The organism is Variovorax boronicumulans, from assembly GCF_019352895.1.
GTDB lineage: Bacteria > Pseudomonadota > Gammaproteobacteria > Burkholderiales > Burkholderiaceae_C > Variovorax > Variovorax boronicumulans_A.
The window spans coordinates 184,580-207,167 of sequence record NZ_JAAAFX010000014.1; the positions used below are offsets into that span (position 1 = coordinate 184,580).

24 protein-coding genes are annotated in these 22,588 nt (G+C 68.5%); 9 read left to right on the forward strand and 15 right to left on the reverse strand.

The features are described 5' to 3' along the window. The first annotated feature begins 115 nt into the window (after positions 1-115). From xseB to dxs, 3 genes are read left to right on the forward strand one after another with little or no spacing between them, the layout of a single operon-like run. On the forward strand, positions 116-385 hold the full coding sequence (gene xseB / locus K0H49_RS27235; protein ID WP_219219555.1) for an exodeoxyribonuclease VII small subunit: 270 nt from the start codon (positions 116-118) through the stop codon (positions 383-385). Further along, entirely contained in the window at positions 382-1,302 is a 921-nt protein-coding gene (locus tag K0H49_RS27240) for a polyprenyl synthetase family protein (protein ID WP_219219556.1), read from the forward strand. The genes xseB and K0H49_RS27240 overlap by 4 nt, the downstream gene beginning before the upstream one ends. Positions 1,303-1,316: 14 nt before the next feature. Continuing rightward, positions 1,317-3,167 (forward strand): 1-deoxy-D-xylulose-5-phosphate synthase, encoded by a 1,851-nt coding sequence (dxs, locus tag K0H49_RS27245; protein ID WP_219219559.1) that lies wholly within the window; start codon positions 1,317-1,319, stop codon positions 3,165-3,167. A 175-nt stretch (positions 3,168-3,342) separates the two neighbouring features. Here dxs and K0H49_RS27250 read toward each other — a convergent pair whose 3' ends face one another. The 5 genes from K0H49_RS27250 to K0H49_RS27270 form a co-directional block, all read right to left on the reverse strand. Then, positions 3,343-4,074 carry an ABC transporter ATP-binding protein gene (locus K0H49_RS27250; RefSeq protein ID WP_219219560.1) on the reverse strand — a complete coding sequence of 244 codons (732 nt, stop codon included), beginning with the start codon at positions 4,072-4,074 and terminating at the stop codon, positions 3,343-3,345. After that, positions 4,071-4,859: an ABC transporter ATP-binding protein gene (locus tag K0H49_RS27255; protein WP_219220365.1), complete on the reverse strand. Its 789-nt coding sequence runs from the start codon at positions 4,857-4,859 to the stop codon at positions 4,071-4,073. Before K0H49_RS27255 ends, K0H49_RS27250 begins: the two co-directional genes overlap by 4 nt. 11 nt (positions 4,860-4,870) lie before the next feature. Then, positions 4,871-5,734, reverse strand: coding sequence for a branched-chain amino acid ABC transporter permease (locus K0H49_RS27260; RefSeq protein ID WP_219219562.1), 864 nt, complete (start codon positions 5,732-5,734; stop codon positions 4,871-4,873). A gap of 2 nt (positions 5,735-5,736) precedes the next feature. Further along, positions 5,737-6,618 (reverse strand): branched-chain amino acid ABC transporter permease, encoded by an 882-nt coding sequence (locus K0H49_RS27265; protein ID WP_219219564.1) that lies wholly within the window; start codon positions 6,616-6,618, stop codon positions 5,737-5,739. A gap of 120 nt (positions 6,619-6,738) precedes the next feature. Continuing rightward, positions 6,739-7,893 (reverse strand): ABC transporter substrate-binding protein, encoded by a 1,155-nt coding sequence (locus K0H49_RS27270; RefSeq protein ID WP_219219566.1) that lies wholly within the window; start codon positions 7,891-7,893, stop codon positions 6,739-6,741. Between the two features lie 218 nt (positions 7,894-8,111). Here K0H49_RS27270 and K0H49_RS27275 point away from each other — a divergent pair, with 218 nt between their 5' ends. Further along, a complete protein-coding gene (locus K0H49_RS27275; RefSeq protein ID WP_219219568.1) occupies positions 8,112-9,194 on the forward strand; it encodes a TRAP transporter substrate-binding protein in 1,083 nt (360 codons plus the stop codon). Between the two features lie 122 nt (positions 9,195-9,316). Here the strand turns inward: K0H49_RS27275 and K0H49_RS27280 are convergent, their stop codons facing one another. Together K0H49_RS27280 and K0H49_RS27285 are read right to left on the reverse strand one after the other, a co-directional pair. Continuing rightward, positions 9,317-11,146 carry a TRAP transporter large permease gene (locus K0H49_RS27280; RefSeq protein WP_219219570.1) on the reverse strand — a complete coding sequence of 610 codons (1,830 nt, stop codon included), beginning with the start codon at positions 11,144-11,146 and terminating at the stop codon, positions 9,317-9,319. Positions 11,147-11,167: 21 nt separating this feature from the next. Then, positions 11,168-11,788, reverse strand: coding sequence for a TRAP transporter small permease subunit (locus K0H49_RS27285; RefSeq protein WP_219219571.1), 621 nt, complete (start codon positions 11,786-11,788; stop codon positions 11,168-11,170). Between the two features lie 167 nt (positions 11,789-11,955). Here K0H49_RS27285 and K0H49_RS27290 point away from each other — a divergent pair, with 167 nt between their 5' ends. Continuing rightward, a complete protein-coding gene (locus tag K0H49_RS27290; RefSeq protein WP_257625240.1) occupies positions 11,956-13,236 on the forward strand; it encodes an SUMF1/EgtB/PvdO family nonheme iron enzyme in 1,281 nt (426 codons plus the stop codon). Positions 13,237-13,345: 109 nt separating this feature from the next. Beyond that, positions 13,346-13,723, forward strand: a complete 378-nt coding sequence (locus K0H49_RS27295) for a nuclear transport factor 2 family protein (protein ID WP_219219573.1) — start codon at positions 13,346-13,348, stop codon at positions 13,721-13,723. Between the two features lie 5 nt (positions 13,724-13,728). Here the strand turns inward: K0H49_RS27295 and K0H49_RS27300 are convergent, their stop codons facing one another. The 5 genes from K0H49_RS27300 to K0H49_RS27320 all read right to left on the reverse strand — a co-directional run bounded on the left by K0H49_RS27300 (position 13,729) and on the right by K0H49_RS27320 (position 17,489). Continuing rightward, the gene (locus K0H49_RS27300) at positions 13,729-14,421 is read right to left on the reverse strand and encodes an ATP-binding cassette domain-containing protein (protein WP_219220369.1); all 693 of its coding nucleotides are present in this window, start codon (positions 14,419-14,421) and stop codon (positions 13,729-13,731) included. A gap of 5 nt (positions 14,422-14,426) precedes the next feature. Beyond that, the gene (modB, locus tag K0H49_RS27305) at positions 14,427-15,080 is read right to left on the reverse strand and encodes a molybdate ABC transporter permease subunit (protein ID WP_219219575.1); all 654 of its coding nucleotides are present in this window, start codon (positions 15,078-15,080) and stop codon (positions 14,427-14,429) included. A gap of 3 nt (positions 15,081-15,083) precedes the next feature. Further along, entirely contained in the window at positions 15,084-15,848 is a 765-nt protein-coding gene (gene modA / locus K0H49_RS27310) for a molybdate ABC transporter substrate-binding protein (protein WP_219219577.1), read from the reverse strand. Between the two features lie 85 nt (positions 15,849-15,933). Then, a complete protein-coding gene (tsaA, locus tag K0H49_RS27315; RefSeq protein ID WP_219219579.1) occupies positions 15,934-16,419 on the reverse strand; it encodes a tRNA (N6-threonylcarbamoyladenosine(37)-N6)-methyltransferase TrmO in 486 nt (161 codons plus the stop codon). Then, positions 16,416-17,489 carry a nitroreductase family protein gene (locus K0H49_RS27320; RefSeq protein ID WP_374122435.1) on the reverse strand — a complete coding sequence of 358 codons (1,074 nt, stop codon included), beginning with the start codon at positions 17,487-17,489 and terminating at the stop codon, positions 16,416-16,418. Before K0H49_RS27320 ends, tsaA begins: the two co-directional genes overlap by 4 nt. A gap of 136 nt (positions 17,490-17,625) precedes the next feature. Between K0H49_RS27320 and K0H49_RS27325 the strand changes: the two genes are divergently transcribed. From K0H49_RS27325 to K0H49_RS27335, 3 genes are all read left to right on the forward strand, one after another. Then, a complete protein-coding gene (locus tag K0H49_RS27325; RefSeq protein WP_307886095.1) occupies positions 17,626-18,432 on the forward strand; it encodes a TOBE domain-containing protein in 807 nt (268 codons plus the stop codon). A 323-nt stretch (positions 18,433-18,755) separates the two neighbouring features. Then, complete coding sequence (locus K0H49_RS27330) at positions 18,756-19,229, forward strand: cupin domain-containing protein (RefSeq protein WP_257625241.1); 474 nt, start codon at positions 18,756-18,758, stop codon at positions 19,227-19,229. Positions 19,230-19,380: 151 nt separating this feature from the next. Then, positions 19,381-20,643: a putative Na+/H+ antiporter gene (locus tag K0H49_RS27335; RefSeq protein WP_219219583.1), complete on the forward strand. Its 1,263-nt coding sequence runs from the start codon at positions 19,381-19,383 to the stop codon at positions 20,641-20,643. Positions 20,644-20,688: 45 nt separating this feature from the next. Here K0H49_RS27335 and K0H49_RS27340 read toward each other — a convergent pair whose 3' ends face one another. From K0H49_RS27340 to K0H49_RS27350, 3 genes are all read right to left on the reverse strand, one after another. Continuing rightward, positions 20,689-20,970, reverse strand: coding sequence for a pentapeptide MXKDX repeat protein (locus K0H49_RS27340; protein ID WP_219219585.1), 282 nt, complete (start codon positions 20,968-20,970; stop codon positions 20,689-20,691). Between the two features lie 105 nt (positions 20,971-21,075). After that, a complete protein-coding gene (locus tag K0H49_RS27345; protein WP_219219587.1) occupies positions 21,076-21,867 on the reverse strand; it encodes a molybdopterin-binding protein in 792 nt (263 codons plus the stop codon). Continuing rightward, positions 21,864-22,502, reverse strand: coding sequence for a cytochrome b/b6 domain-containing protein (locus K0H49_RS27350; RefSeq protein ID WP_219219589.1), 639 nt, complete (start codon positions 22,500-22,502; stop codon positions 21,864-21,866). Before K0H49_RS27350 ends, K0H49_RS27345 begins: the two co-directional genes overlap by 4 nt. Between the last annotated feature and the right edge of the window lie 86 nt (positions 22,503-22,588).

Sequence of the window (22,588 nt, forward strand, 5' to 3'; positions counted from 1 at the left end):
GAAGTCCTCGGCATTTGGGGCGCGCCGGGTGAAAGCCGATGCCGGTTTCTGGTGCCTGCGCAGGCACGCCGCGCCGTGGAAACTAAAATGCGACGTTTCATCCACGATCTCCCGCATGCCCAAGGCGCCTTCCCCTCTTTCCCAGACCGGTTCTGCCCCCGTGGCCGACACCGGGCCCCTGCCGGCCAGCTACGAAGCCGGGCTGCAGGAACTCGAACGGCTGGTGAACGAACTCGAGTCCGGCCAGTTGCCGCTCGACCAGCTGCTGGGCAGCTACCAGCGCGGCGCGGCCCTGCTCGGGTTCTGCCGCGACAAGCTGCAGGCCGTGGAAGACCAGATCAAGGTGCTCGACGCGGGCCACCTCAAGGCGTGGTCGGCCGAATGACGGCCGTTCACACGGCACCGGGCTGGGACACGCAGCGCCTGGCGGCCTGGAGCGGGCCGCATCTTTCCAGCGTCGAAGCGGCGCTGTCGGCCTGGGTCGGCGTCGATGCGCCGGTCAAGCTCGGCGATGCGATGCGCTATGCGGTGCTCGACGGCGGCAAGCGCCTGCGCCCGCTGCTGGTGCTGGCCGCCAGCGAGGCCGTGGGCGGCGTCGCGGCCGCGGCGCTGCGTGCGGCCTGCGCCACCGAACTGATCCACGCCTATTCGCTCGTGCACGACGACCTGCCCTGCATGGACAACGATGTGCTGCGCCGGGGCAAGCCCACGGTGCACGTGCAGTTCGGCGAGGCCGATGCGCTGCTCGCGGGCGACGCGCTGCAGGCGCTGGCCTTCGAACTGCTCACGCCCGACGACGGCAGCGTTGAGCCCACGGTGCAGGCCACGCTGTGCCGGCTGCTGGCGCGTGCGGCCGGCAGCCAGGGCATGGCGGGCGGCCAGGCGATCGACCTGGCCAGTGTCGGCCTGGCGCTGACCGAAGCCCAGTTGCGCGAGATGCACCGCCTGAAGACCGGCGCGCTGCTGCAGGGCAGCGTCGACATGGGCGCGGCCTGTTCGCAGCAGGTGGCGCCCCAGGCGCTGGCTGCGCTGAGCGCCTACGGCGCGGCGCTGGGCCTGGCCTTCCAGGTGGTGGACGACATCCTCGACGTCACCGCCGACTCGCAGACCCTGGGCAAGACCGCCGGCAAGGATGCCGCGGCCGACAAGCCGACCTACGTGTCGCTGCTGGGCCTCGACGGCGCCCGCGAGCAGGCCACGCAACTGCTGGGCGAGGCCCTGGCCGCGCTCGAACGCAGCGGCTTGCCTGACACGAATGCGCTGCGTGCGCTGGCACACATGGTCGTGGACCGCGACCGATAACAAGAACACATCCCATGGCCGAGTTGCTTCCCACCCTCCACGATCCTTCGGTCCTGCGCCAGTACGACCGCGCCCAGCTCAAGCAACTGTCCGATGAGGTGCGCGCCTGCGTGCTGGACAACGTGTCGCGCACGGGCGGCCACCTGAGCTCGAACCTGGGCACCGTGGAGCTCACGGTCGCGCTGCACCACGTGTTCAACACGCCGCACGATCGGCTGGTGTGGGACGTGGGCCATCAGACCTACCCGCACAAGATCCTCACCGGCCGGCGCGAACGCATGCCGACGCTGCGCCAGCAAGGCGGCATCTCGGGCTTTCCGCAGCGCGCCGAGAGCGAGTACGACACCTTCGGCACCGCCCATTCGTCGACCAGCATCTCGGCCGCGCTCGGCATGGCGATGGCGGCCAAGCAGAAGGGCGAGGACCGCCACGCCGTGGCGATCATCGGCGACGGTGCGCTGACCGCGGGCATGGCCTTCGAGGCGCTCAACAACGCGGGCGTGTCGGACTGCAAGCTGCTGGTGATCCTGAACGACAACGACATGTCGATCAGCCCGCCCGTGGGTGCGCTCAACCGCTACCTCGCGCAACTGATGAGCGGCAACTTCTACGCCGCCGCGAAGAACGTGGGCAAGAGCGTGCTGCGCGCCGCGCCGCCGCTGTTCGAGCTCGCCAAGCGCTTCGAGCAGCATGCCAAGGGCATGGTGGTGCCGGCCACGCTGTTCGAGCAGTTCGGCTTCAACTACGTGGGCCCGATCGACGGCCACGACATCGATTCGCTGGTGCCCACGCTGGAGAACCTCAAGCAGCTCGACGGCCCGCAGTTCCTTCACGTCGTGACCAAGAAGGGCCAGGGCTACAAGCTGGCCGAGGCCGACCCGGTGGCCTACCACGGCCCGGGCAAGTTCGATCCGCAGGTCGGCCTGGTCAAGTCGACCACCGTTGCCAAGCAGACCTTCACGCAGGTCTTCGGCCAGTGGCTGTGCGACATGGCGGCCCAGGACGGGCGCCTGGTCGGCATCACGCCCGCGATGCGCGAAGGCTCGGGCATGGTGGAGTTCGAGAAGAAGTTTCCGGCTCGCTACTACGACGTGGGCATCGCCGAGCAGCATGCCGTGACCTTCGCGGCCGGCCTGGCCTGCGAAGGGCTCAAGCCGGTGGTCGCGATCTACTCGACCTTCCTGCAGCGCGCCTACGACCAGCTGATCCACGACGTGGCGATCCAGAACCTGCCGGTGGTGTTCGCGCTCGACCGCGCGGGCCTGGTGGGCGCCGACGGTGCCACGCACGCGGGCGCCTACGACATCCCCTTCCTGCGCTGCATTCCCAACATGAGCATCGCGTGTCCGGCCGACGAGCGCGAATGCCGCCAGCTGCTGACCAGCGCCTACGAACAGAACCACCCGGTGGCGGTGCGCTACCCGCGCGGTGCGGGGGCTGGCACGCTGCCCAACCTCACGCTCGACGCCCTGCCTTTGGGCAGGGGCGAAATCCGCCGCGAAGGCCGGCGCATCGCGATCCTGGCGTTTGGCTCGCTGCTGTATCCCGCGTTGAAGGCGGCCGAGTCGCTTGACGCGACCGTGCTCAACATGCGCTGGGCCAAGCCGCTCGACGTCGAACTGCTGCTGCAGGTCGCCGCCACGCACGACGCTTTCGTCACGCTGGAAGAGGGTGCCATCATGGGCGGCGCAGGCAGTGCGGTGCTCGAGGCGCTGCAGGCCGCGAAGCTGCAGAAGCCGGTGCTGCAACTGGGCTTGCCCGACGTGTTCATCGAGCATGGCGATCCGGCCAAGCTGCTGGCGGGCATCGGGCTCGACGCGGCGGGCATCGAGCAGTCGATCGCGGACCGCTTCGGCCGCGCCTGATCTGGTTTTTCTCCTTCGCCGCCGGGGCAGGGAGAAACACCCGACGCGTCTTTGTCTTGCTCCTTCCCCCTCTGGGGGAAGGTTGGGATGGGGGCTTGCGGCGACAGAGACGCCAAGGCGTTTCGAAGGCCGCACGCCCCCACCCCGCCCCCGGCGGGGGAAACACCCGGAGACCTCAAGTCCCCAGGTACGCGTCCTGCACCTTCGGATTGCCCAGCAGTTCGCGCCCGGTGCCCGCGAGCACGATCGAGCCGGTCTCGATCACATAGGCCCGGTCCGCGATCTTCAGCGCCTGGCGCACGTTCTGCTCCACCAGGAAGATCGTCAGCCCCTGCTTGTTGATCTCGCGCAGCGTACGGAAGATGTCCTGCACGATGATCGGCGCCAGGCCCATCGAGGGTTCGTCCAGCAGCAGCACGCGCGGCTTGGCCATCAGCGCGCGTCCGATGGCCAGCATCTGCTGCTCGCCGCCCGAGAGGTTGCCGGCCAGGCCGTCGGCCCGGTCCTTGAGCACCGGGAACAGCGCGTACATGCGCTCGAGGTCGGCCGCGCGCGCGGCCGCGCCGTCGCGCCGCGTGTAGGCGCCCAGTTCGAGGTTCTCGCGCACCGTCAGCGTGGTCAGCGTGGCGCGGCCTTCGGCCACCTGCACCAGGCCGCCGGCCACGATCTTGTGCGGCGACAGCGTGCTGATGTCCTGGCCCGCGAACAGCACGCGGCCGGCGGTCTTCTTCACCAGCCCCGACAGCGCCAGCAGCGTGGTCGACTTGCCGGCGCCGTTGGCACCGACCAGCGTGGTGATCTGGCCTTCGTGTAGTTCGAGGTCGATGCCCTTGACGGCCTCGACGTGGCCGAAGGACACCTTCAGGCCCTGGACCTGCAGCAAGGGGATGGTCTTGGCGACGCTCATGCCGCGGTCTCCTGGTCGTTCGTGGCTTCGTCGTCTTCGCGGCCGAGGTAGGCCTCGATCACCTGCGGGTCGTTGCGGATCTGGTCGGGGCCGCCGCGCGCGATGATGCGGCCGAAGTTCAGCACCGCGATCTGCTGGCACAGGCCCATCACGAAGCGCATGTCGTGCTCGATCATGAACACCGTGAAGCCGCGCGCCGCGATGTTCTCGATCTCGACCATCAGCTCGCTCTTCTCGGTGCTGTTCATGCCGGCCACCGGCTCGTCGAGCAGCAGCAGCGTGGGCTCGGTGGCCAGCGCGCGCGCCAGCTCCAGCTTGCGCTGGTCGCCGTACGAGAGGTTGTCGGCCACGTCGTGCGCCTTGTGGTCCAGCTTGACCCAGCTGAGCAGTTCACGCGCACGGTCACGCGCGCGCTTCTCCTCGCTGCGGAACAGGCCCGAGCCGGCCAGCAGCCCCAGCGGGCCGTAGCGAAGCTTGGCGTCCATGCCCACGGTCACGTTCTCCAGCAGCGACATCTCCTTGAAGATGCGGATGTTCTGGAAGGTGCGCGCGATGCCGCCGCGCGTGATCTGGAAGGGCTTGCGGCCCGCCAGGTCCCGGCCTTCGAAATGGATGGTGCCGCTGGTGGTCGGCAAGAGGCCGGTGATCAGGTTGAACACCGTCGTCTTGCCGGCACCGTTGGGGCCGATCAGGCCGAAGATGCCGCCCTTGGGGATGTCGAGGTTCACGTCCTGCAGGACCTTGAGTCCGCCGAAGTGCCGCGACACGTTCTTCAATGTGAGCAGGTTGTTGTCGCTCATGCTGCGCTCCCCTTGCGGCCGAACCACTGGCGGATGCGTGCCGGGTCCCAGATGCCCTTGGGCAGGAACAGCACGATCAGCACCAGGATGAAGCCGTTGACCACCAGGCGGAAGGCGCCCAGGCCACGCAGCGTTTCCGGCAGCAGCGTGAGGATGGTGCCACCCAGCACCGGGCCCGTGAGGCTGCCGATGCCGCCCAGGATCGCCATCGTGAGGATGTCGACCGCGCGGTTGAAGCCGTACTCGGCCGGGCCGATGAAGAAGGTCAGGTGTGCGTTGAGCGTGCCCGCCAGGCCGGCGATGGCGCCGCCCAGCACGAAGGCCAGCATCTTGTGGCCCGCCACGTCGATGCCCATCAGGCCCGCGGCGGTCTCGTCTTCCTTGATCGCCTCGAACGCGCGGCCGACCTTGGAGCGGCGGATGCGCCACAGCACCAGGATCGTGAGCACCAGCGCCAGCGCCACGTGCCACCACTGCGTGGATTGCGGAATGCCGTTGAGCCCCAGCGCGCCGCCCGTGAGCGATTCGACGTTGAGGATGGTGATGCGCACCACCTCGCCGAAGGCCAGCGTGGCCATCGCGAGGTAGACGCCCGACAGCCGCAGCGTGGGCTTGCCGATGAGGAAGGCGACCAGCGCCGGCGCGGCCATGCCCGCGGCGATGGCCACCGGGAAGGGCACGCCGTAGTTGAGCGTGAGGATCGAGGCGGTGTAGGCGCCGATGCCCATGAAGGCCGCGTTGGCCAGGGCCAGCATGCCGCAGGCCAGCGTGAGCCAGATCGAGAGGGCCAGCAGGCCGTTGATGCCCAGCGAGAGCACCAGGTTGCTGTAGACCGACCAGAAATTGTCGAGAGCTTCCATGGTCAGACCTTGCGCTCCTTGAGCGAGCCGAACAGGCCCTTGGGGCGCACGAGCAGCACCAGGAACAGCAGGCCGAAGGCCACCGCGTCACGCATGTTGGAGCCCACGTAGGCCACCGACAGCACCTCGGCGAAACCGAGGAACAGGCCGCCCAGCAGCGCGCCGCGGATGTCGCCCATGCCGCCCAGGATGATCACCGCGATGCCCTTCTCGAGCATCGGCTGGCCCATCAGCGGGAACAGCGCATTGGAGTACAGGCCGATCAGCACGCCCGCCACGCCGCCCAGGCCCGCGGCCACGAAGGAGGTCAGGTAGAACAGGCCTTCGACGTTCACGCCGACCAGGTAGGCCGCCTTGGGCGATTCGGCGATGGCGCGCAGCGCGCGGCCGAGTTGCGTGCGCTGCAGCGACAGCATCAGCACGCCCATCAGCACGAAGGACGAGAGCACGATGCCCAGTTCGAGCACGGTCACGTGGATGCTGCCGATCACCAGTGCGTCGTCGGGAATGGTGCCGGGCGGGAAGCGCAGGTTCTCCGCGCCGAAGATGCCCTGGATGCCGTTGTTCAGGATGATGGCCACGCCGATGGTGGCGATCATCGGGATCAGGTGGGGCGCGTTGCGCTTGCGCAGCGGCTTGAGCACCAGCACGTCGATCACGAAGCCCACCACGCCGCAGAAGACGAAGGCGAAGGGCAGGCCGACCCACAGGGGCATGCCCGAGACGCGCATGAATTCGGCCGCGGCGTAGGCACCGACCATGAACACCGCGCCGTGCGAGAGGTTGATGACGCCGAGCACGCCGAAGATGAGTGTGAAGCCGAGCGCGAAGAGTGCGTAGACGCACCCCAGCGACAGGGCATTGACAAGCTGCTGATCGAGCACGATGGGCTTCCGTCAGGCCGCGGGCAGGGCGCGCCGCGGCAAATCAATAAAAGAAAACGGCGCAGAGGTCTGCGCCATTGCGGGGAACAGGGCGGGCCGCGCGGTCCGCCATCGAGAGGCTTACTTCTCGATCACGAACTGCGTGCCGCGCGACACGCTCACGATGGCCTTCTGCTGCGCGTCGTAGCCGGCGGGCTTGCCGGCCTTGTCCTTGGCGCGTGCGAAGGTGAAGGCGCCGGTGGCACCGGTCCACTTCACGTTGGGCAGCGCGTCGCGCAGGGCGCTGCGGTCGGCTGCCAGGTTGCCCGACAGCTTCACGCCCTTGAGCGCCTGGGCCACCACGTACAGGCCGTCGTAGGCCTGGGCCGCGAACTGGTCGGGCGCGGCCTTGAACTTGTCGTTGTAGGCCTTCTGGAACTTGGTGTTCTCGGCCGTGGCGTTGCTGGCCGACCAGGGGCTGCCGACGTACAGGTTGTCCGAGCTGCCCTTGGCCAGTTCGAAGATCTTGGTCGAGTTCATGCCGTTGCCGCCGATGATCGGCACGTTCAGGCCGAGCTGGCGGGCCTGCACCATCACCGGCGCGCCTTCGGCGAGCAGCGCCGACAGCACGATCGCGTCGGGGTTGGTGGCCTTGATCTTGGTCAGCTGGGCCTTGAAGTCCACGTCGCCCTTGGCGAAGGTCTCGGTGGTGGTCACAGGCAGCTTCAGGTCTTCGAGGGCCTTCTTGAAGTTGTCGTAGCCGCTCTTGGTGAACACGTCGTCGTTGCCGTAGAGCACCGCGACCTTCTTCACGTTGGCGTGCTTGATCGCCACGCGCAGCGTTTCGGGCAGCACATCGGCCTCGGTCACCGAGTTGCGGAAGATGTAGTCGCCGATCGAGGTGATGCCGTCGGCCGTGTTCGAGGTGCCGAAGGCCACGGTCTTCGAGGCCTGGGCGATCGGGTCGGCCGCCTGGGCCGAGTTCGACAGCGTGGGGCCGAAGGTCATCAGGACCTTGTCCTGGAAAATGAGTTTCTTGAAGACGTTGATCGCGTCTTCCTTCTTGCCTTGCTCGTCTTCGATGGCGAGCACGATCTTGTCGCCGTTGATGCCGCCGGCGGCATTGATCTCGTCGGCTGCCAGCTGGAAGCCGTTGCGGATGGCCGAACCGTACTGGGCGGCACCGCCCGACAGGGCAGCGGCCACGCCGATCTTGATGTCGGCGGCCTGGGCGCCGAAGGCGGTGGCTGCGGCGAGCGCGAGCAATGCGGGCTTGAAGGAAATGAGGTTTCTCATGAGAGGGCCGTTGTCAGGGAGGTATAAGGGCGGTCTCACATTTTATGCCTCTCGCCCGCGGACCGCTGCGCGGGTGCGGCGCCCGAGTTGCGGTGCCGCAGGGTAAACCCCCCGCCGAACACTGTAAGTGCGTTTTTACAATCGCCCGGGCTGACACCCCAGTCGCCGATGCGGTCATGAGCCGCGTGCCGTTATTTTCAAAGAACCCGGAGTTGTCCATGGATCGTCGTTCCCTCATCAAAAACGCTGGCATCGCGGGCGTCCTGGCTGCAGGCATCGCGCCTGCGGTTCATGCCCAGGCCGCAGTGCGCTGGCGTCTCGCTTCGAGCTTTCCCCGGTCCCTGGACACCATCTTCGGCAGCGCCGAAATGCTCTCGAAGACCGTCAAGGCCCTGTCGGGCGGCAAGTTCGAGATCACCGCGCACCCGGCCGGCGAACTGATGCCCGCCTTCGGCGTGGTCGATGCGCTGCAGGGCGACACCATCGAGATGGCGCAGAGCGCCGCCTACTACTTCACCGGCAAGGACCCGATCTTCGCCTTCAGCTGCGCCGTGCCCTTCGGCCTGACCGCTCGCCAGAACGATTCCTGGAAGGAATACGGCAACGGCCGCAAGCTGCTCGATGCCTTCTTCGCGCAGTACAACTTCCGCACCGCCAGCGCCGGCAACACCGGCACGCAGATGGGTGGCTGGTATCGCAAGGAAATCAAGACCGTGGCCGACCTCAAGGGCCTGAAGATGCGCATGGGCGGCGGCGTGTTCGGCGAATCGATGGCCAAGCTTGGCGTGATCTCGCAGAACATGCCCGCAGGCGACGTGTACCAGGCGCTCGAAAAGGGCACGCTGGATGCGGCCGAGTTCGTCGGCCCCTACGACGACCTGAAGCTGGGCTTCAACAAGGTCGCGCCCTTCTACTACTACCCCGGCTGGTGGGAAGGCGGCGCCGACCTCGAGTTCTTCATCAACAACAAGGCCTTCGCCAAGCTGTCGGACGAGAACAAGGCCATCCTGGATGCCGCCACCAAGGTTGCGGCCCGCGACATGACGGCCAAGTACGACGCCTACAACCCGGTGGCGCTGAAGAAGCTGGTGGCCGACAAGACCCAGCTCAAGGCCTTCCCGAAGGCCGTGATGGACGCCGGCTTCAAGACCGCCATGGAAGTCTTCGCCGAGCATGAAGCCAAGTCGCCGGAGTTCAAGAAGATCCACCAGGACATGCGCACCTTCCAGCGCGATCAGATCCTGTGGAACCGCTTCTCCGAATTCCCGTTCAATCAGTACATGAACGGCGTGAAGGTCTGAAGCCGGCGCCGGCCCTGGTGGGCGGCTCCAAAAGAAAAACCGCGCGATGCGCGGTTTTTTTTCGTCTGCGGACAGCGCGGACGGCGCCGGAAAGCGAGGCGCCGAAGCGCCCCGGGTTCTGCTCAAGGCGTCTTGGGCTTGAGCGAGTCCTGCAGTGCCTTGAGCGGATCGTCGGCCGTCGCTTCGGGCGCTGCGGGCGAGGGCTCCGCGCTCGGCTCGGGCGCCGCGCCGCCTTCGGCCGGTGCCGCGGGTTCGGTGCTCGGTTCTTCGTTCGCACCGTAGCCGCCGTCGGTGCTGCTCTCCGGCTGCAGCTGCTCGCGCATCTGTTCGCCCACCTTGTCGAGGTCGTAGTTCTGCACCTTGTCCAGGCTGCCGGTGACCAGTCCCGGGAACGCGATCAGCACGCCCACCATCACCAGCTGGATCAGCACGAAGGGCACCGCGCCGCGGTAGATCTGCATGGTCGTGACCGGCTGCATGATCTTCTGCGTGACACGGTCGACATAGGGCTTCTCCGGCGCCACCGAGCGCAGGAAGAACAGCGCGAAGCCGAAGGGCGGGTGCATGAACGAGGTCTGCATGTTGACCGCCAGCAGCACGCCGAACCAGATCAGGTCGATGCCCAGCTTGTGCGCGACCGGCGCCAGCAGCGGCACCACGATGAAGGACAGCTCGAAGTAGTCGAGGAAGAAGGCCAGCACGAAGATCAGGATGTTCACCACGATCAGGAAACCCACCTGGCCGCCCGGCAGGCCGGTCAGCAGGTGCTCGACCCAGATCGGGCCGTCCGCCGCCTGGAAGACCAGGCCGAAGACGGTCGCGCCGATCAGGATGAACATCACGAAGCTGCCCAGCTTGGTCGTGACCGTCAGCGCCTGCTTGAGCAGGTTCATGTCGAGGCGCTTGCGCGCCACGCCCATCACCAGCGCGCCGATCGCACCCATGGCGCCGCCCTCGGTCGGCGTGGCTACGCCCAGGAAGATGGTGCCCAGCACCAGGAAGATCAGCAGCAGCGGCGGGATCAGCACGAAGGTCACGCGTTCGGCCAGGCGCGACAGCAGTTTCAGGCCGGTGAGCTTGTTGAAGACCGCGATCACGAAGGCCACGAAGGTGCCGCCGCACATCGCGACCACGACCTTCTCGTCGGTGGCGACGAAGGTGACTTCCTCGCCTTGCCACCAGGTGTGCAGCGCGGTCATGTTCTGCGCCAGCAGGATCGCGGCGATGGCCGAGATGGTCATCAGCACCACCAGCGACATGTAGCCGCCGCCGCCGTTGGGCTCGCGGTAGATGCGGGCCTCGGGCGGAAGCGCGGGCACGCGCTCGGGCTTGAAGATGGCCAGGAAGGCGACGTAGAGCACGTACAGGCCCACCAGCATGAAGGCCGGGAGGAAGGCGCCCTTGTACATGTCGCCGACGCTCTTGCCCAGCTGGTCGGCCATGATGATCAGCACCAGCGAGGGCGGGATGATCTGCGCCAGCGTGCCCGAGGCGGCGATCACGCCGGAGGCCATGCGCCGGTCGTAGCCGTAGCGCAGCATGATGGGCAGCGAGATCAGGCCCATCGAGATCACCGAGGCGGCGACCACGCCGGTGGTGGCGGCCAGCAGCGCGCCCACGAAGATCACGGCCAGCGCCAGGCCGCCGCGCATCGGGCCGAAGACCTGGCCGACGGTGTCGAGCAGGTCCTCGGCCATGCCGCTTCGCTCCAGTATCAGCCCCATCAGGGTGAAGAAGGGAACGGCGAGCAGCGTGTCGTTGGCCATGATCCCGATGAGCCGCTGCGGCAGCCAGGCCATGACCGAGGACTGGAACACGCCCAGCTCGATGCCGATGAAACCGAAGAACAGCCCGCAGGCGCCGAGGCTGAAGGCCACCGGGAAGCCCAGCAGCAGAAAGATGATCAGCCCCGCGAACATGATCGGGGCGAAATTGGCAGTGATGAATTCCATGGTGTGTGCGTTGCGCTTCGTTCAGCGGGCCTGGGGCGCCGTCTCGGGCGTTGCGGGCTGGAGGCCCGCGCGCTCGCGCAGCACTTCGGCCAGTTCCTCTTCGGCCGATTTCTCGCCCACCTTGAGCGTCGGGTCCGGCCCGTCGCCGCGCAGGAACGCGACGCGTTTGATCAGTTCCGACCAGCCCTGCAGCAGCAGCAGCGTGAAGCCCACCGGCAGCGCCAGCCAGACCGGCCAGCGGATCAGGCCGCCCGAGTTGCCGGACATCTCGCCCGACTGGTACTGCGAGATCAGCATGGGCACGGTGTAGTACAGCACCACCAGGCACAGCGGCGTGAGGAACAGCGCGAATCCGAGGATGTCGATCCACATCTGCGTGCGTTTCGACAGCCGGCTGTTGAGCACGTCGATGCGCACGTGTTCGCGGTTGAGCAGGGTGAAGCCCGCCGCGATCAGGAAGGACCAGGCGAACAGGTACCACTGGACTTCGAGGTAGGCGTTCGAACTGGTGTTGAACACCTTGCGGACGATCGCGTTGAGCGTACTGATGGCGGTGGACGCCAGAATGATCCAGATCGCGTACTTGCCCACTTGGGCATTGAGCCAGTCGATGGCTCTCGACAACTTCATCAGGCCTTGCATAGTCGCTCCATGTTTTGGACGTGCTTGATACGAACACACCCGGCACACCGGCGTTGTGTGCCGGCGGGTCGGGTGCAGTGGGGCGGATTCTATGGGGGCATGACGCATTGCCAATGCGGCGTTTGCCCGTAGTCGGTCGACGAAAGATGCACCGCGATAATCCGTGCATGCCTGCCCTCCCTGGTCCTGCATCGCGGCCCACGCATGCGACGCCGAAGACGATCGACTCGCCCGACATGCGGCGCGCCGGCCGCGAGCTGCTGTCGCTGGCCCTGATCGACGCGCGCAACCACACACTGCACCTGCTGTCGCTGTGCGAGCAGGCGCTGGGCGCCGGTGCCGCGCTGGTCCAGGCGCAGGAGGGCGTGGTCCCGCCGTTCTGGCTGGCTGGCCACGTCGCCTGGTTCTCGGAATGGTGGATCGCGCGCAACACGCAGCGCGCCTTCGGCCTGGACTGCCCCGCACGCCCGACCCGGCTGGCCTCGATCGAACCGCGGGCCGACGACTGGTGGAGCGGGCCGCCCGGTGCCAGCGCCGAACTGCCCGATGCCGAGGCCACGCGCGCCTACCTGCTCGAGACGCTGGAATGCACGCTCGACCTGCTCGCGCGTGCGGCCGAGACCGACGCCGGCCTCTATTTCTACCGCTTGGCGCTGTTGCACGAAGACCTGCGTGGCGAGCAGTTGATCGTGATGGCCCAGAGTCTGGGCCTGCCGCTGGACATCGCCCTGGCGCCAGCGGCCGCGCCACGCGAAGCGCTGCTGCTGCCGGCCACGCATTGGACGCTGGGCCAGCCCCCCGACGGCCCCGGTTTTGCGCTGTCCCAGGAGACCGGCACCGCGCGTGTCTCAGTGCCCGAGTTCGAGATCGATGCCCAGCCGGTGAGCTGGCAGCAGTTTGCCGAGTTCGTCGACGACGGCGGCTACGACCGACAGGACCTCTGGCAGCCCGGAGGCTGGCAATGGCTGGCGCAGCAGGACGAAGGGCGCCGCGCGCCGCGCCATGTGGAGCAGATCGGTGCTGGCCCGCGGGGCGCCGGCAGTGCGGTGCTGCAGCGCCGCTTCGGCCGCATGGTGCAGGCCGGGGGGCACCACGCCGCGGTGCACCTGAGCTGGTGGGAAGCCGACGCGTGGGCGCGCTGGGCCGGGCGCCGCGTCGCCACCGAGGTCGAATGGGAGATCGCGGCCCACGCGGGCGCGCACCGCGGTTTCGGCTGGGGCGGGGTGCACGAGTGGACCGCGGGCACGCTGCAGGCCTGGCCGGGCTGGCGCGCCGACCCGTGGAGCCTCGGCACCGATTTCGATCCGGCGCCGGTCTTCGGCACGGCGCGCGTGCTGCGGGGGGCATCCTTCGCGACCCGCGCGCGCATGCGCTCGCCGCAGTGGCGCGGCTTCGCGCTGCCGGCGCGCGACGACGGCTTCTTCGGCTTCCGCAGCTGCAGCATCTGAGCCGGCCGCGCGGCCGGCATGACCCGCGAGGTCATCGACGGCGCGCGCGCCGCGCGAGATCCTTGATGCACCCCGCGCTGTTGCGGGTCGCAAGAACCAAAGGAATCGCATGAACACCGCCGCCCTCGATGCCACCGGCATCGCCGACGATTACATCGCCGTCTGGAACGAAACCGACCCGGCGCGCCGCCGCCGCCTGCTCGAAGCCGGCTGGCAGCCCGATGCCAGCTATGTCGACCCGATGGCGCAGGCCCGCGGGCTCGATGCGATCGATGCGCTGGTCGGCGCGGTGCAGCAGCGCTACCCCGGCTTCCGCTTCCACCTCAAGGGCCAGGCCGATGCGCATGGCGACAACCTGCGCTTCGCCTGGACGCTGGGGCCCGCGGGCGCCGAGGACCTGATCGAGGGCTCGGACTTCGCGCAACTCGACCGCGGCAAGCTGCGCGCCGTGACCGGCTTCCTGGACAAGGTGCCGGCCGGCGCCTGAGGCCGCTAGGGGGCGGTGGCTGCCGGCCCCGCGTGCCCGACGCGGCCTTCGTCCAGCGTCACCACCGACTGCGCCAGCGCCTCGACGTCGCTCGGGTCGTGGGTGACCAGCAGCGTGGGCACCTGCACGCGCTCGAGCATCTCGGCCAGTTCGGCGCGCAGCCGGACCCGCAGCACCGTGTCGAGTGCCGAGAGCGGTTCGTCGAGCAGCAGCACGCGCGGCTGCGGTGCCAGCGCGCGGGCCAGGGCCACGCGCTGGCGCTGGCCGCCCGACAGGTAGCGCGGCCAAGCCGTGCGCAAGGTGCCCAGGTCGAACTGGCGCACCAGCGCGTCGATGCGCGCGCGCTGGGCCTCGTCGGGGCGCTGGCCCAGGCGGCAGAGGCCGAAGGCCAGGTTCTGCTCGACCGTCATGTGGGGGAACAGTGCGTAGTCCTGGAACACCAGGCCCACGCCGCGCGCGCGGGCCGGCAGGTCGATGCCCTGCGCGCTGTCGAGCAGCGCCTCGCCCGCCACCCGCACATGGCCGCGCGCATGCGGCGCCAGGCCCGCGATCGCCATCAGCACCGTCGACTTGCCCGAGCCCGAGGCGCCGATCAGCGCGGTGCGCAGCGTCGTGGACGTGAAGCGCGCGTCGAGCGCGAAGCGCCGCCCGGGCGATTCCAGCAGGGTCTGCACATGGATGTCGAGCACCGGGATCATGGTCGTCAATGCTTGGCCTGCAGCATGCGGCCCGACACCACCAGCACCACCACGCACACCACCGAGATCACCAGCGTGAGCCACAGCGCCTGGGCGTCGTTGCCGGCTTGCACGGCGTCGTAGATGGCGATCGACAGCGTCTGCGTCTTGCCGGGCAGGTTGCCGGCGATCATCAGCGTGGCCCCGAACTCGCCCATGGCGCGCGCGAAGGCCAGCATCAGGCCGGCCGTGATGCCGCGCACCGCGAGCGGCAGCGCCACGCGCGCGAAGATCTCGAACTCACCTGCGCCCAGCGTGCGCGCGGCATGCAGGAAGCGGCTGTCGACGTCCTCGAAGGCGGCGCGCGCGGCCTTGTAGATGAGCGGCAGCGAGACCAGCGAGGCGGCGATCACCGCGCCCTGCCAGGTGAACATCAGGTTGATGCCGAACCAGCGGTCGAGGTACTGGCCCAGCACGCCGTTGCGGCCGATCACGACGATCAGGTAGTAGCCGAGCACCGTGGGCGGCAGGACCATCGGCAGCATCAACAGCGCGTCGACGAAGTTCTTGCCGGCGAACTGGCGCCGCGCCATCCACCAGCCCAGCGCGATGCCCATCGCCCCTGCGAGCAGCGTGGCCAGCAGGGCGATCTTGAGCGTGAGCCAGAGGGGGGCGAGCAAGGATCAGGGCTTGGAGAAACCGAAGCCGTCGAGGATCTGCTGGCCCGGCGCGCTGCGCACGAAGGCGATGAAGTCCTTGCCGCCGGCCGCGTTCTTGCTCGTGGCGATCTGCGCGATCGGGTAGCTCACGGGCGTGGTGGTGGGCACGGTCAGCGCGATGCGCGTCTTGTCGCGTTCGATCAGCGCGTCGGTGCGGTAGACGAAGCCGGCATCGACCTCGGCGCGCGCGACGTAGTTGAGCACCTGGCGCACGCTCTCGCCGTAGATCCACTTGGGTTCCAGCGCGGCCGTGAGGCCGGCTTCCTGCACCGAGGCCATGGTGTAGCGGCCCACGGGCACCGACGACGGCGTGCCGGTCGAGATGCGCTTGTATGCGGCATCGCCCAGGTCGGACAGCTTGGCGGGCGAGGCCGCGGCGCTGGCGGGCACGATCAGCACCAGCGTGTTGCGCGCGAAGTCGGCGCGCGTGCCCTCGGCCAGCAGGTTGGCCTTGGCGGCACGGTCCATGGTTTCCTGGTCGGCCGAGGCGAAGACGTCGACCGGCGCGCCCTGCTGGATCTGTGCCAGCAGCGGGCCCGAGGCCGCGAAGTTGAAGGTCACCTTGGCGCCCGGGTGTGCCTTCTCGTAGGCCTGGCCGACGGCCTGGAAGGCATTGGTCAGGCTGGCCGCGGCGGACACCACCAACTCCTGCGCATGCAGCGCGACGCTGCCCAGCGAAAAAACAGCCAGCAGGGTGGCTTTGTGCAGCCAGCGGGGAGTCGTGTTCATCTCGCGTCCTTCGGTTCGCTATTCAAATTGGGAATAGCGAAATCATAACAACGCATGCGCGTGCGGCGCCCCGGGGAAAGCCGCATCAGGCCATGCGGTCGTCGGCGCGTATGGTCGGCAGCGCATCGAGGCGGTCGGCGAACCAGCCGATGCGCTCGGTGGCGCGCACGTCGAAGCGCGGCACGTAGGGTTTGATGTCGAGGACGGGTGTGCCGTCGAGCATGTCGTTGCCCGCGATGTGCAGGATGCGGCCCTCGACCTTTTGCAACTGCACGATCGACAGCCCCAGCCGGTTCGGCCGCGCCGGCGCACGCGTGGCGAACACGCCGTGGGTGCGGTCGTCGAGAAAGGGCATGACCTCGAGCTTCTCGCTCGCACAGCGATGGAAGTGCGTGAACAGGACCAGGTACTCGAAGCCCTCGATGTCGCGCAGGCCGGCCGCGAATTCGGCGAAGACCTCGACCTGTGCCAGCTCCTGCGGTACGCCGGCCGACTGGATCGGCATGCCGGTGACCTCGGTGAAGCGGCTGTGCACGCGCGCGACCGGCCGGCAGACGACAGCGTCGTTCATCCGATCGCCTTGTCGCTGGCCGTGAAGGCAAGGGCCGCGGGCCGTGCGCCGCTGCGCGAGCCCTGCGCCGGCGCCGACCAGCAGGACCAGACGGCCTGCGACAGCGGCCGGTCTACGGCCGGCGCGGGCTCGGCGATGGTGCCGATGCTGATGAAGCCGGCCAGGAATTCATGCGGTCCGAGGCCGAGGTCGGCGCAGATCTCGGCATCGAAGCAGCGGTCGCCGCTGAGCATGATCGCGCCGTAGCCCTGTGCATGTGCGGCGTTGAGCAGGTTGCCCAGCGCGGCACCGGCCGCCAGCCACTGCTCGCGCAGTGGCACGCGCTTGCGCTGGCGCAGCGACACCACGAAGGCCAGCAGGCAGGGCGGGCGGGTGGCGTGTTCGCGCGCGCGCCGCAGGTCGCTCGCGGCCGCCATCGGATCGCGGCCGCGCTTTTCCCGCTCGAAGATGTCGGCCAGCGCTGCGCGCGATTCGGCCCGGAACTCGATCACGCGCCAGGGATGCAGCCGGCCATGGTCGGGCGCCGTGAGGGCGGCCTGCAGCATCAGGTCCAAGGCTTCGGGCGTGGGCGCCGGCCCGGTCAGCCGGCGCGGCGACACCGAGCGCCGCGCCAGCAGCATCGGCAGCGAGGTGTGGGCGGGCGCCTTGGGGCCCAGCATCTCCACGTCGCCGAAGGCCAGGTGGCGCAAGGCACGGTCGGCCAGCGGGTGTGTGAGCAGCGCCCAGTAGGCGCCGGGCATGGCGGGCGAGCCGGCCGCGGCACTCCATTCGCGCAGCAGGTCGGCGCTGCCGCGGGCGCGGGCGAAACGCGCCAGGGCCGGTGCATGGTGCCGGTCGAGTGCGGCGTTCAGCGCCTCGGCCTCGGCGCCCGCGGTGGCGGCGCTGGCCACCGCCGCGGCGATCACGGCTTCGTCGACCTCGCGCTGGGCGACGGCCCCGTGCGGCAGCAGCTCGCGCAGCGCCTCGACCGGCAGGCAGGTGCGCAGCACGGACGCATGCAGGTGGCGGCCCAGTCGCGAAAGGGAATGGCGCGGGGCGGCCGCTTCGGAGACGAGGGTTTCGGCACTCACGGTGGGGGTCCTTTCAAGGCGGGCGGCAAGGCCCGGCGACGTCCTGTCGAGGGCCTGCCGCGCGCGCTATTCCAAAAAAGGATAACGCAAGCGGCGCCGCGCCGTGCGGCATCGGGGGCATTGCACAATGCCCCGCATGGCAAGCCCCCGACTCATCGACGCGCTCGGGCATGGCCCGAGCGACAAGCGCATCGACCTGCTGCGCGGTATCGCCCGCAGCGGCAGCATCTCGCAGGCCGCGCGTGATGCGGGCGTGAGCTACAAGGCGGCCTGGCAGGCCATCGACACCCTGACCAATCTCGCGGGCGTGCCGCTGGTCGAGCGGGCGGTAGGCGGTGCGGGCGGCGGCGGAGCGCTGCTCACGGCCCAGGGCGGCCATCTGCTCGAACTGGCCGAGGCCCTCGACACCGCGCGGCGCGAGGTGCATGCGCGCTGGGCCGCCGGTGGGGCCGATGCGGCGCCCCGTGTCGACGCCACCCTGTCGCGACTGGCTGTGCGCACCAGCATGCGCAACCAGCTGCCGGCTGTGATCGAGGCGCTGACGCCGACGGGACGCACCGTGCGCGCGGTGATGCGTGTCGGCGACGCGGATCGCGCACCCGATGCGACCGACAGCTGCCGCATCGCTGCACGCATCACCCAGGAAAGTGCCGAACTGCTGGGACTGCATGAAGGTCTGTCGGTGCTCGTGCTGTGCAAGGCCACCGCGGTGCGCGTGTGCCGTGCCGACGCCGCGCCGGTCGGCCGGCGCAGCGCGGGCAACCGGCTGGACGGCGCCGTGACCGGTGTGCTGCGCGGCGCGGGGGGCGACGAGATCGCGGTGGCGATCGGCGCCGGGCTGCAACTGGTCGGCTTTGCGCCGCGCGACGTCGTACTGCGCACGCGGCAGCGCGTGGCCGTCGTGGTCGACGAGGCTGCGGTGGTGGTCGCGCTGCCGGGCTGAGCGGGCCGCCGCATTTCCCAGGCCGGCATCGCAAGCGGGTGCGCGCCGCGCACAGATCTTGTGCTGCAAGACGGCTGGTGCGCCGCGGCGCGCGCTCCTACCATTCGTGTCGTCACACCGCATCGGCCATGAAAGGCAGCCGCGCATGAAGCACCCCGGCATCCGCCGGATCACGGACTCTGCCGTCGCCTGACCATCCGATCCGGCCCAAGGGCGCAGGTCCATCTCGATTTCCAGAACGCCTCCTCCGGTGCGAGCCCGTCTCATCACCGGTGGCGTCGCGGCGTCCTCATTTTGTTTGCTGTCACACCAAAGGAAGAATCATGAAGAACACGTTCATCAAGTACCGCATCGGCGCCTTGACCCTCCTGGCGCTCGCGGCGCTGGCCGGCTGCGGCGGTGGCGGAGGAGGGGGCCCGGCCCCGTCCGAAGCCCTGGTCTCGCTGCCCGCCAAGGACCTCCAATGGCGCGACGTCCCCGGCACCGGCGGCATCCGCGCCGCCAATGTGCGCGGCGAGATCCTGGGCCAGGGCCCTTACGAGGCCTTCGTGGAATTCCCGGCCGGCTATGTCAACCCGCACCACTTCCACACCCAGGCATTGCCCACGGTGGTGCTGAGCGGCGTGTTCTACGCGATCTTCGAGGACGGCAAGAAGGTGCAGTACCCGGCGGGTTCCTATTACTACATCCCGGGCAAGCTGCCGCACTTCAGCGGCTGCGAGCCGGGCACGAACTGCCTGCTGTTCCAGTACCAGGCCGACCACTTCGACCTGGTGCCCACGCCCGCCACCCGCTGAGCCCTGCGCGCGGCGCGGGATGGGGGAGGGCGCTGTTCATTGCCCATGACGGCATGTGGGGTAAAATGCAGGCAGGGTGGCATGCCAATCAGGGCATGTCAGGTCATTGCGAAGGTCGGGCCGCCTCGCAGTTTCGTCACGATCGAAAAACATGACCGACACCCCGATCCAATGGATCGCGGCAGCCATCTTCGCTGTCGCCCTGCTCCACACCTTCGCCGCCAAGCAGTTCGAGCGGCTCTCCCATCGCCATCCCGCCCATGCCGGAATGTTCCATCTGCTGGGCGAGGTCGAGGTCGTCTTCGGCTTCTGGGCCATCGTGCTCGTACTGGCGATGGCCTTCGTCAGCGGTGGCACGCAGGCGCTGGACTATGCGGAATCACGCAACTACACCGAGCCTCTGTTCGTCTTCGTGGTGATGGTGATCGCCGCGTCCCGGCCGGTGCTGCGCACGGTGATGGCGAGCGTCGACACCCTGGCGCGGGTGCTGCCGGTGTCCACGCCGCTGGCCACGGCCTGGCTGGGCCTGGCCGCGGTGCCGCTGTTCGGCTCGCTGATCACCGAGCCGGCCGCGATGACCATCGCCGCGCTCATGCTGGCGCCGCAGATCTTCCGACCCGAGGTGCCCGAGCGCGTCAAGTACGTGGCCCTCGGCGTGCTGTTCGTGAACATCTCGATCGGCGGCACGCTCACCTCCTATGCGGCACCGCCGGTGCTGATGGTCGCCACCACCTGGCAATGGGACAGCGCCTTCATGTTCGCCACCTTCGGCTGGAAGGCCGCGCTGGCGGTGCTGGTGAACGCCAGCGTCGCGGCCTTCGTGCTGCGCAAGCACCTGCGGCCCGCGCCCGTGGCCCGCGACGGCGCCGCCACCGAGACGCGCGTGCCGCCGACCGTGGTGGTCGTGCACGTGGGGCTGCTGGCGGGCGTGGTGCTGTTCGCGCATCACCCCGTGGTGTTCCTCGGGCTGTTCCTGATGTTCCTCGGCTTCACGCAGGCCTACGAGCGGCACCAGAACCCGCTGATCATCAAGGAGGCCCTGCTGGTGGGCTTCTTCCTGGCCGGCCTGGTGGTGCTGGGCGGCATGCAGCAATGGTGGCTGCAGCCCATCGTCTCGGGCCTGACGCCGGTTGCGCTGTTCCTCGGCGCACTGGGCCTCACGGCCATCACCGACAACGCCGCGCTGACCTACCTCGGCTCGCTGATCGTCGGCATCTCCGAGGAATCGAAGTACATGCTGGTGGCCGGCGCGGTCGCGGGCGGTGGCCTGACGGTCATCGCCAACGCGCCCAATCCTGCCGGCATCGCCCTGCTCAAGCGTGGCTTCGCGGACGAGACGGTCGGTGCGGGCGGGCTGCTGCTCGGGGCGCTGGGGCCCACGGCGGTGGCCGCGGCGGCCTTCCTGTTCCTGTGACAAGGCGCTGAAGCGCCGCGGGTGCGCCGCGTCGCTTCGGCGGCCTCACTTCTTCATGCCGTCCTTGGACATCGCGTCCTTCGACATCGCGTCGTTGCCCATGGCGTCCTTCTTCATGCCGTCCTTGGACATCGCGTCCTTGGACATGCCGTCCTTGGCCATCGAATCCTTCTTCATCGAATCCTTTTTCATGCCGTCCTTGGACATGCTGTCCTTCGACATCGAATCCTTGGCCATGCCGTCCTTCGCCATCTCGTCGGCGGCGAAGGCCGAGACCGAGCCGACGGCGATGAAGGCGGCGAGGAGGGTGGTGCTGAGCTTGTTCATTTGGGTTTCCTTGATGTGATGAGAGCGGTTGTCGAGAGAGAGAAAAATGGCCGGGTTCGACAGTGCGCCGGCCTCGCGTTGCAGCAGTGCTGAGCCTCGAGGCGCTCAGCTCCCGCCGAACCAGTTGTAGCCCTGGTCTTCCCAGTAGCCGCCAGGGTTGGTGTTGGTGACGAAGATCGCCTGGATGTGCTTCGGGTTCTTGTAGCCCAGCTTGGTCGGCATGCGCAGCTTCATCGGAAAGCCGTACTTCGGCGGCAGCGGCTCGCCGTCGTAGGTCAGCGTGAGCAGGGTCTGCGGATGCAGCGCGGTCGGCATGTCGATGCTGGTGTAGTAGTCGTCGGCGCACTTGAAGCCGATGAACTTCGCGCTGGTGTCGGCGCCCACGCGCCGCAGGAAGTCGGCGAAGCGAACACCGCCCCATTTGCCGATGGCGCTCCAGCCCTCCACGCAGATGTGGCGCGTGACCTGGTCCTGCTGCGGCATGGCGCGCAACTCGGCCAACGTCCATTGGCGCTTGTCGGCCACCAGGCCGGTCACCTCGAGCCGGTAGCTGGCTTCGTCGACCTCGCGGACCTCGCTCTCGCCGTAGAAGGCGTTGAAGGGGAAGGGCCGGGTGATCATCGATTCGGGATACGTGGGCGCAAGCTGCGTGGGATCGAAGATCAGCCCCTGCACCTTGTCGTTGAAGCGCGAGATGGTGTTGAGCGCGGCCTCGACGCCGGCGTTGTCGCTGATGCTGCAGCCCGTGAGCAGCGACAGGCCGCCCAGCGTCAGCGAGCGCGTGAGGAAGGCGCGGCGCGCGGGGTGTTCGACCTTGCGCTGGATCAGCTGGCGGGCTTCGGCCAGCGCGGCCTCGCTGTCGACGCCGGTCAGCGGCAGGCGGCGAAGGATCTTCATGACGTCTTTCCTTTGGGCAGGCCGGCGCGGCCGCTGAGCATCGTGAGCAGGGTGCGGGGCACCAGCGCCACCATCACCAGGTGCACCGCGACGAAGCCGACCAGCGCGGCCATCGCGAAGAAGTGGATGCGGCGCGCAAAGTCGTAGCCGCCCAGCAGGTCGCGCAGGACCGCGAACTGCACCGACTTCCAGAGCACCAGGCCCGACAGCACCAGCAGCACGATGTCCAGCATCACGAACAGGTAGGCGGCGCGCTGCACGCTGTTGTAGTGGCGCGGATCGGCATGCGAGAGCCGCCCGCGCAGGGCCGCGAGTGCGTCGTGCCAGATGCCCCGGACCGCCAGCGGGAAGAACTTGCGGAACAGGCGGCGGCTGGCGATGTTGAGCGCCAGGTAGACCAGCCCATTGGCCGCCAGCAGCCACATCGCCGCGAAATGCCATTGCAGCGCGCCGCCCAGCCAGCCGCCGAGCGTGAGGCTCTTCGGGATCTCGAAGGGGAAGAAGGGCGCGGCGTTGTAGATGCGCCAGCCGCTGGTCACCAGCACCAGCACCGCCAGCGCATTGAGCCAGTGGGTGATGCGCATCCACACCGGGTGGATCGGGCGGCGATCGGGGGTGAGGGATGGGTCTTGCATGGGGCGGATTGTTGGGCGCACCTGCTGGCCGAATCCTCACGAAGAGTTCAATAATTCGTGATAACTCCCGCGGCCGTCCCGTCGCA

Excerpts from the sequence above, each read along its gene's own strand:
- xseB (WP_219219555.1), top strand. The coding sequence starts at position 116 with ATGCCCAAGGCGCCTTCCCCTCTTTCCCAGACCGGTTCTGCCCCCGTG.
- K0H49_RS27240 (WP_219219556.1), top strand. The coding sequence starts at position 382 with ATGACGGCCGTTCACACGGCACCGGGCTGGGACACGCAGCGCCTGGCG.
- dxs (WP_219219559.1), top strand. The coding sequence starts at position 1,317 with ATGGCCGAGTTGCTTCCCACCCTCCACGATCCTTCGGTCCTGCGCCAG.
- K0H49_RS27250 (WP_219219560.1), bottom strand. The coding sequence starts at position 4,074 with ATGAGCGTCGCCAAGACCATCCCCTTGCTGCAGGTCCAGGGCCTGAAG.
- K0H49_RS27260 (WP_219219562.1), bottom strand. The coding sequence starts at position 5,734 with ATGGAAGCTCTCGACAATTTCTGGTCGGTCTACAGCAACCTGGTGCTC.
- K0H49_RS27270 (WP_219219566.1), bottom strand. The coding sequence starts at position 7,893 with ATGAGAAACCTCATTTCCTTCAAGCCCGCATTGCTCGCGCTCGCCGCA.
- K0H49_RS27275 (WP_219219568.1), top strand. The coding sequence starts at position 8,112 with ATGGATCGTCGTTCCCTCATCAAAAACGCTGGCATCGCGGGCGTCCTG.
- K0H49_RS27280 (WP_219219570.1), bottom strand. The coding sequence starts at position 11,146 with ATGGAATTCATCACTGCCAATTTCGCCCCGATCATGTTCGCGGGGCTG.
- K0H49_RS27285 (WP_219219571.1), bottom strand. The coding sequence starts at position 11,788 with ATGCAAGGCCTGATGAAGTTGTCGAGAGCCATCGACTGGCTCAATGCC.
- K0H49_RS27290 (WP_257625240.1), top strand. The coding sequence starts at position 11,956 with ATGCCTGCCCTCCCTGGTCCTGCATCGCGGCCCACGCATGCGACGCCG.
- K0H49_RS27295 (WP_219219573.1), top strand. The coding sequence starts at position 13,346 with ATGAACACCGCCGCCCTCGATGCCACCGGCATCGCCGACGATTACATC.
- K0H49_RS27300 (WP_219220369.1), bottom strand. The coding sequence starts at position 14,421 with ATGATCCCGGTGCTCGACATCCATGTGCAGACCCTGCTGGAATCGCCC.
- modA (WP_219219577.1), bottom strand. The coding sequence starts at position 15,848 with ATGAACACGACTCCCCGCTGGCTGCACAAAGCCACCCTGCTGGCTGTT.
- tsaA (WP_219219579.1), bottom strand. The coding sequence starts at position 16,419 with ATGAACGACGCTGTCGTCTGCCGGCCGGTCGCGCGCGTGCACAGCCGC.
- K0H49_RS27325 (WP_307886095.1), top strand. The coding sequence starts at position 17,626 with ATGGCAAGCCCCCGACTCATCGACGCGCTCGGGCATGGCCCGAGCGAC.
- K0H49_RS27330 (WP_257625241.1), top strand. The coding sequence starts at position 18,756 with ATGAAGAACACGTTCATCAAGTACCGCATCGGCGCCTTGACCCTCCTG.
- K0H49_RS27335 (WP_219219583.1), top strand. The coding sequence starts at position 19,381 with ATGACCGACACCCCGATCCAATGGATCGCGGCAGCCATCTTCGCTGTC.
- K0H49_RS27340 (WP_219219585.1), bottom strand. The coding sequence starts at position 20,970 with ATGAACAAGCTCAGCACCACCCTCCTCGCCGCCTTCATCGCCGTCGGC.
- K0H49_RS27345 (WP_219219587.1), bottom strand. The coding sequence starts at position 21,867 with ATGAAGATCCTTCGCCGCCTGCCGCTGACCGGCGTCGACAGCGAGGCC.
- K0H49_RS27350 (WP_219219589.1), bottom strand. The coding sequence starts at position 22,502 with ATGCAAGACCCATCCCTCACCCCCGATCGCCGCCCGATCCACCCGGTG.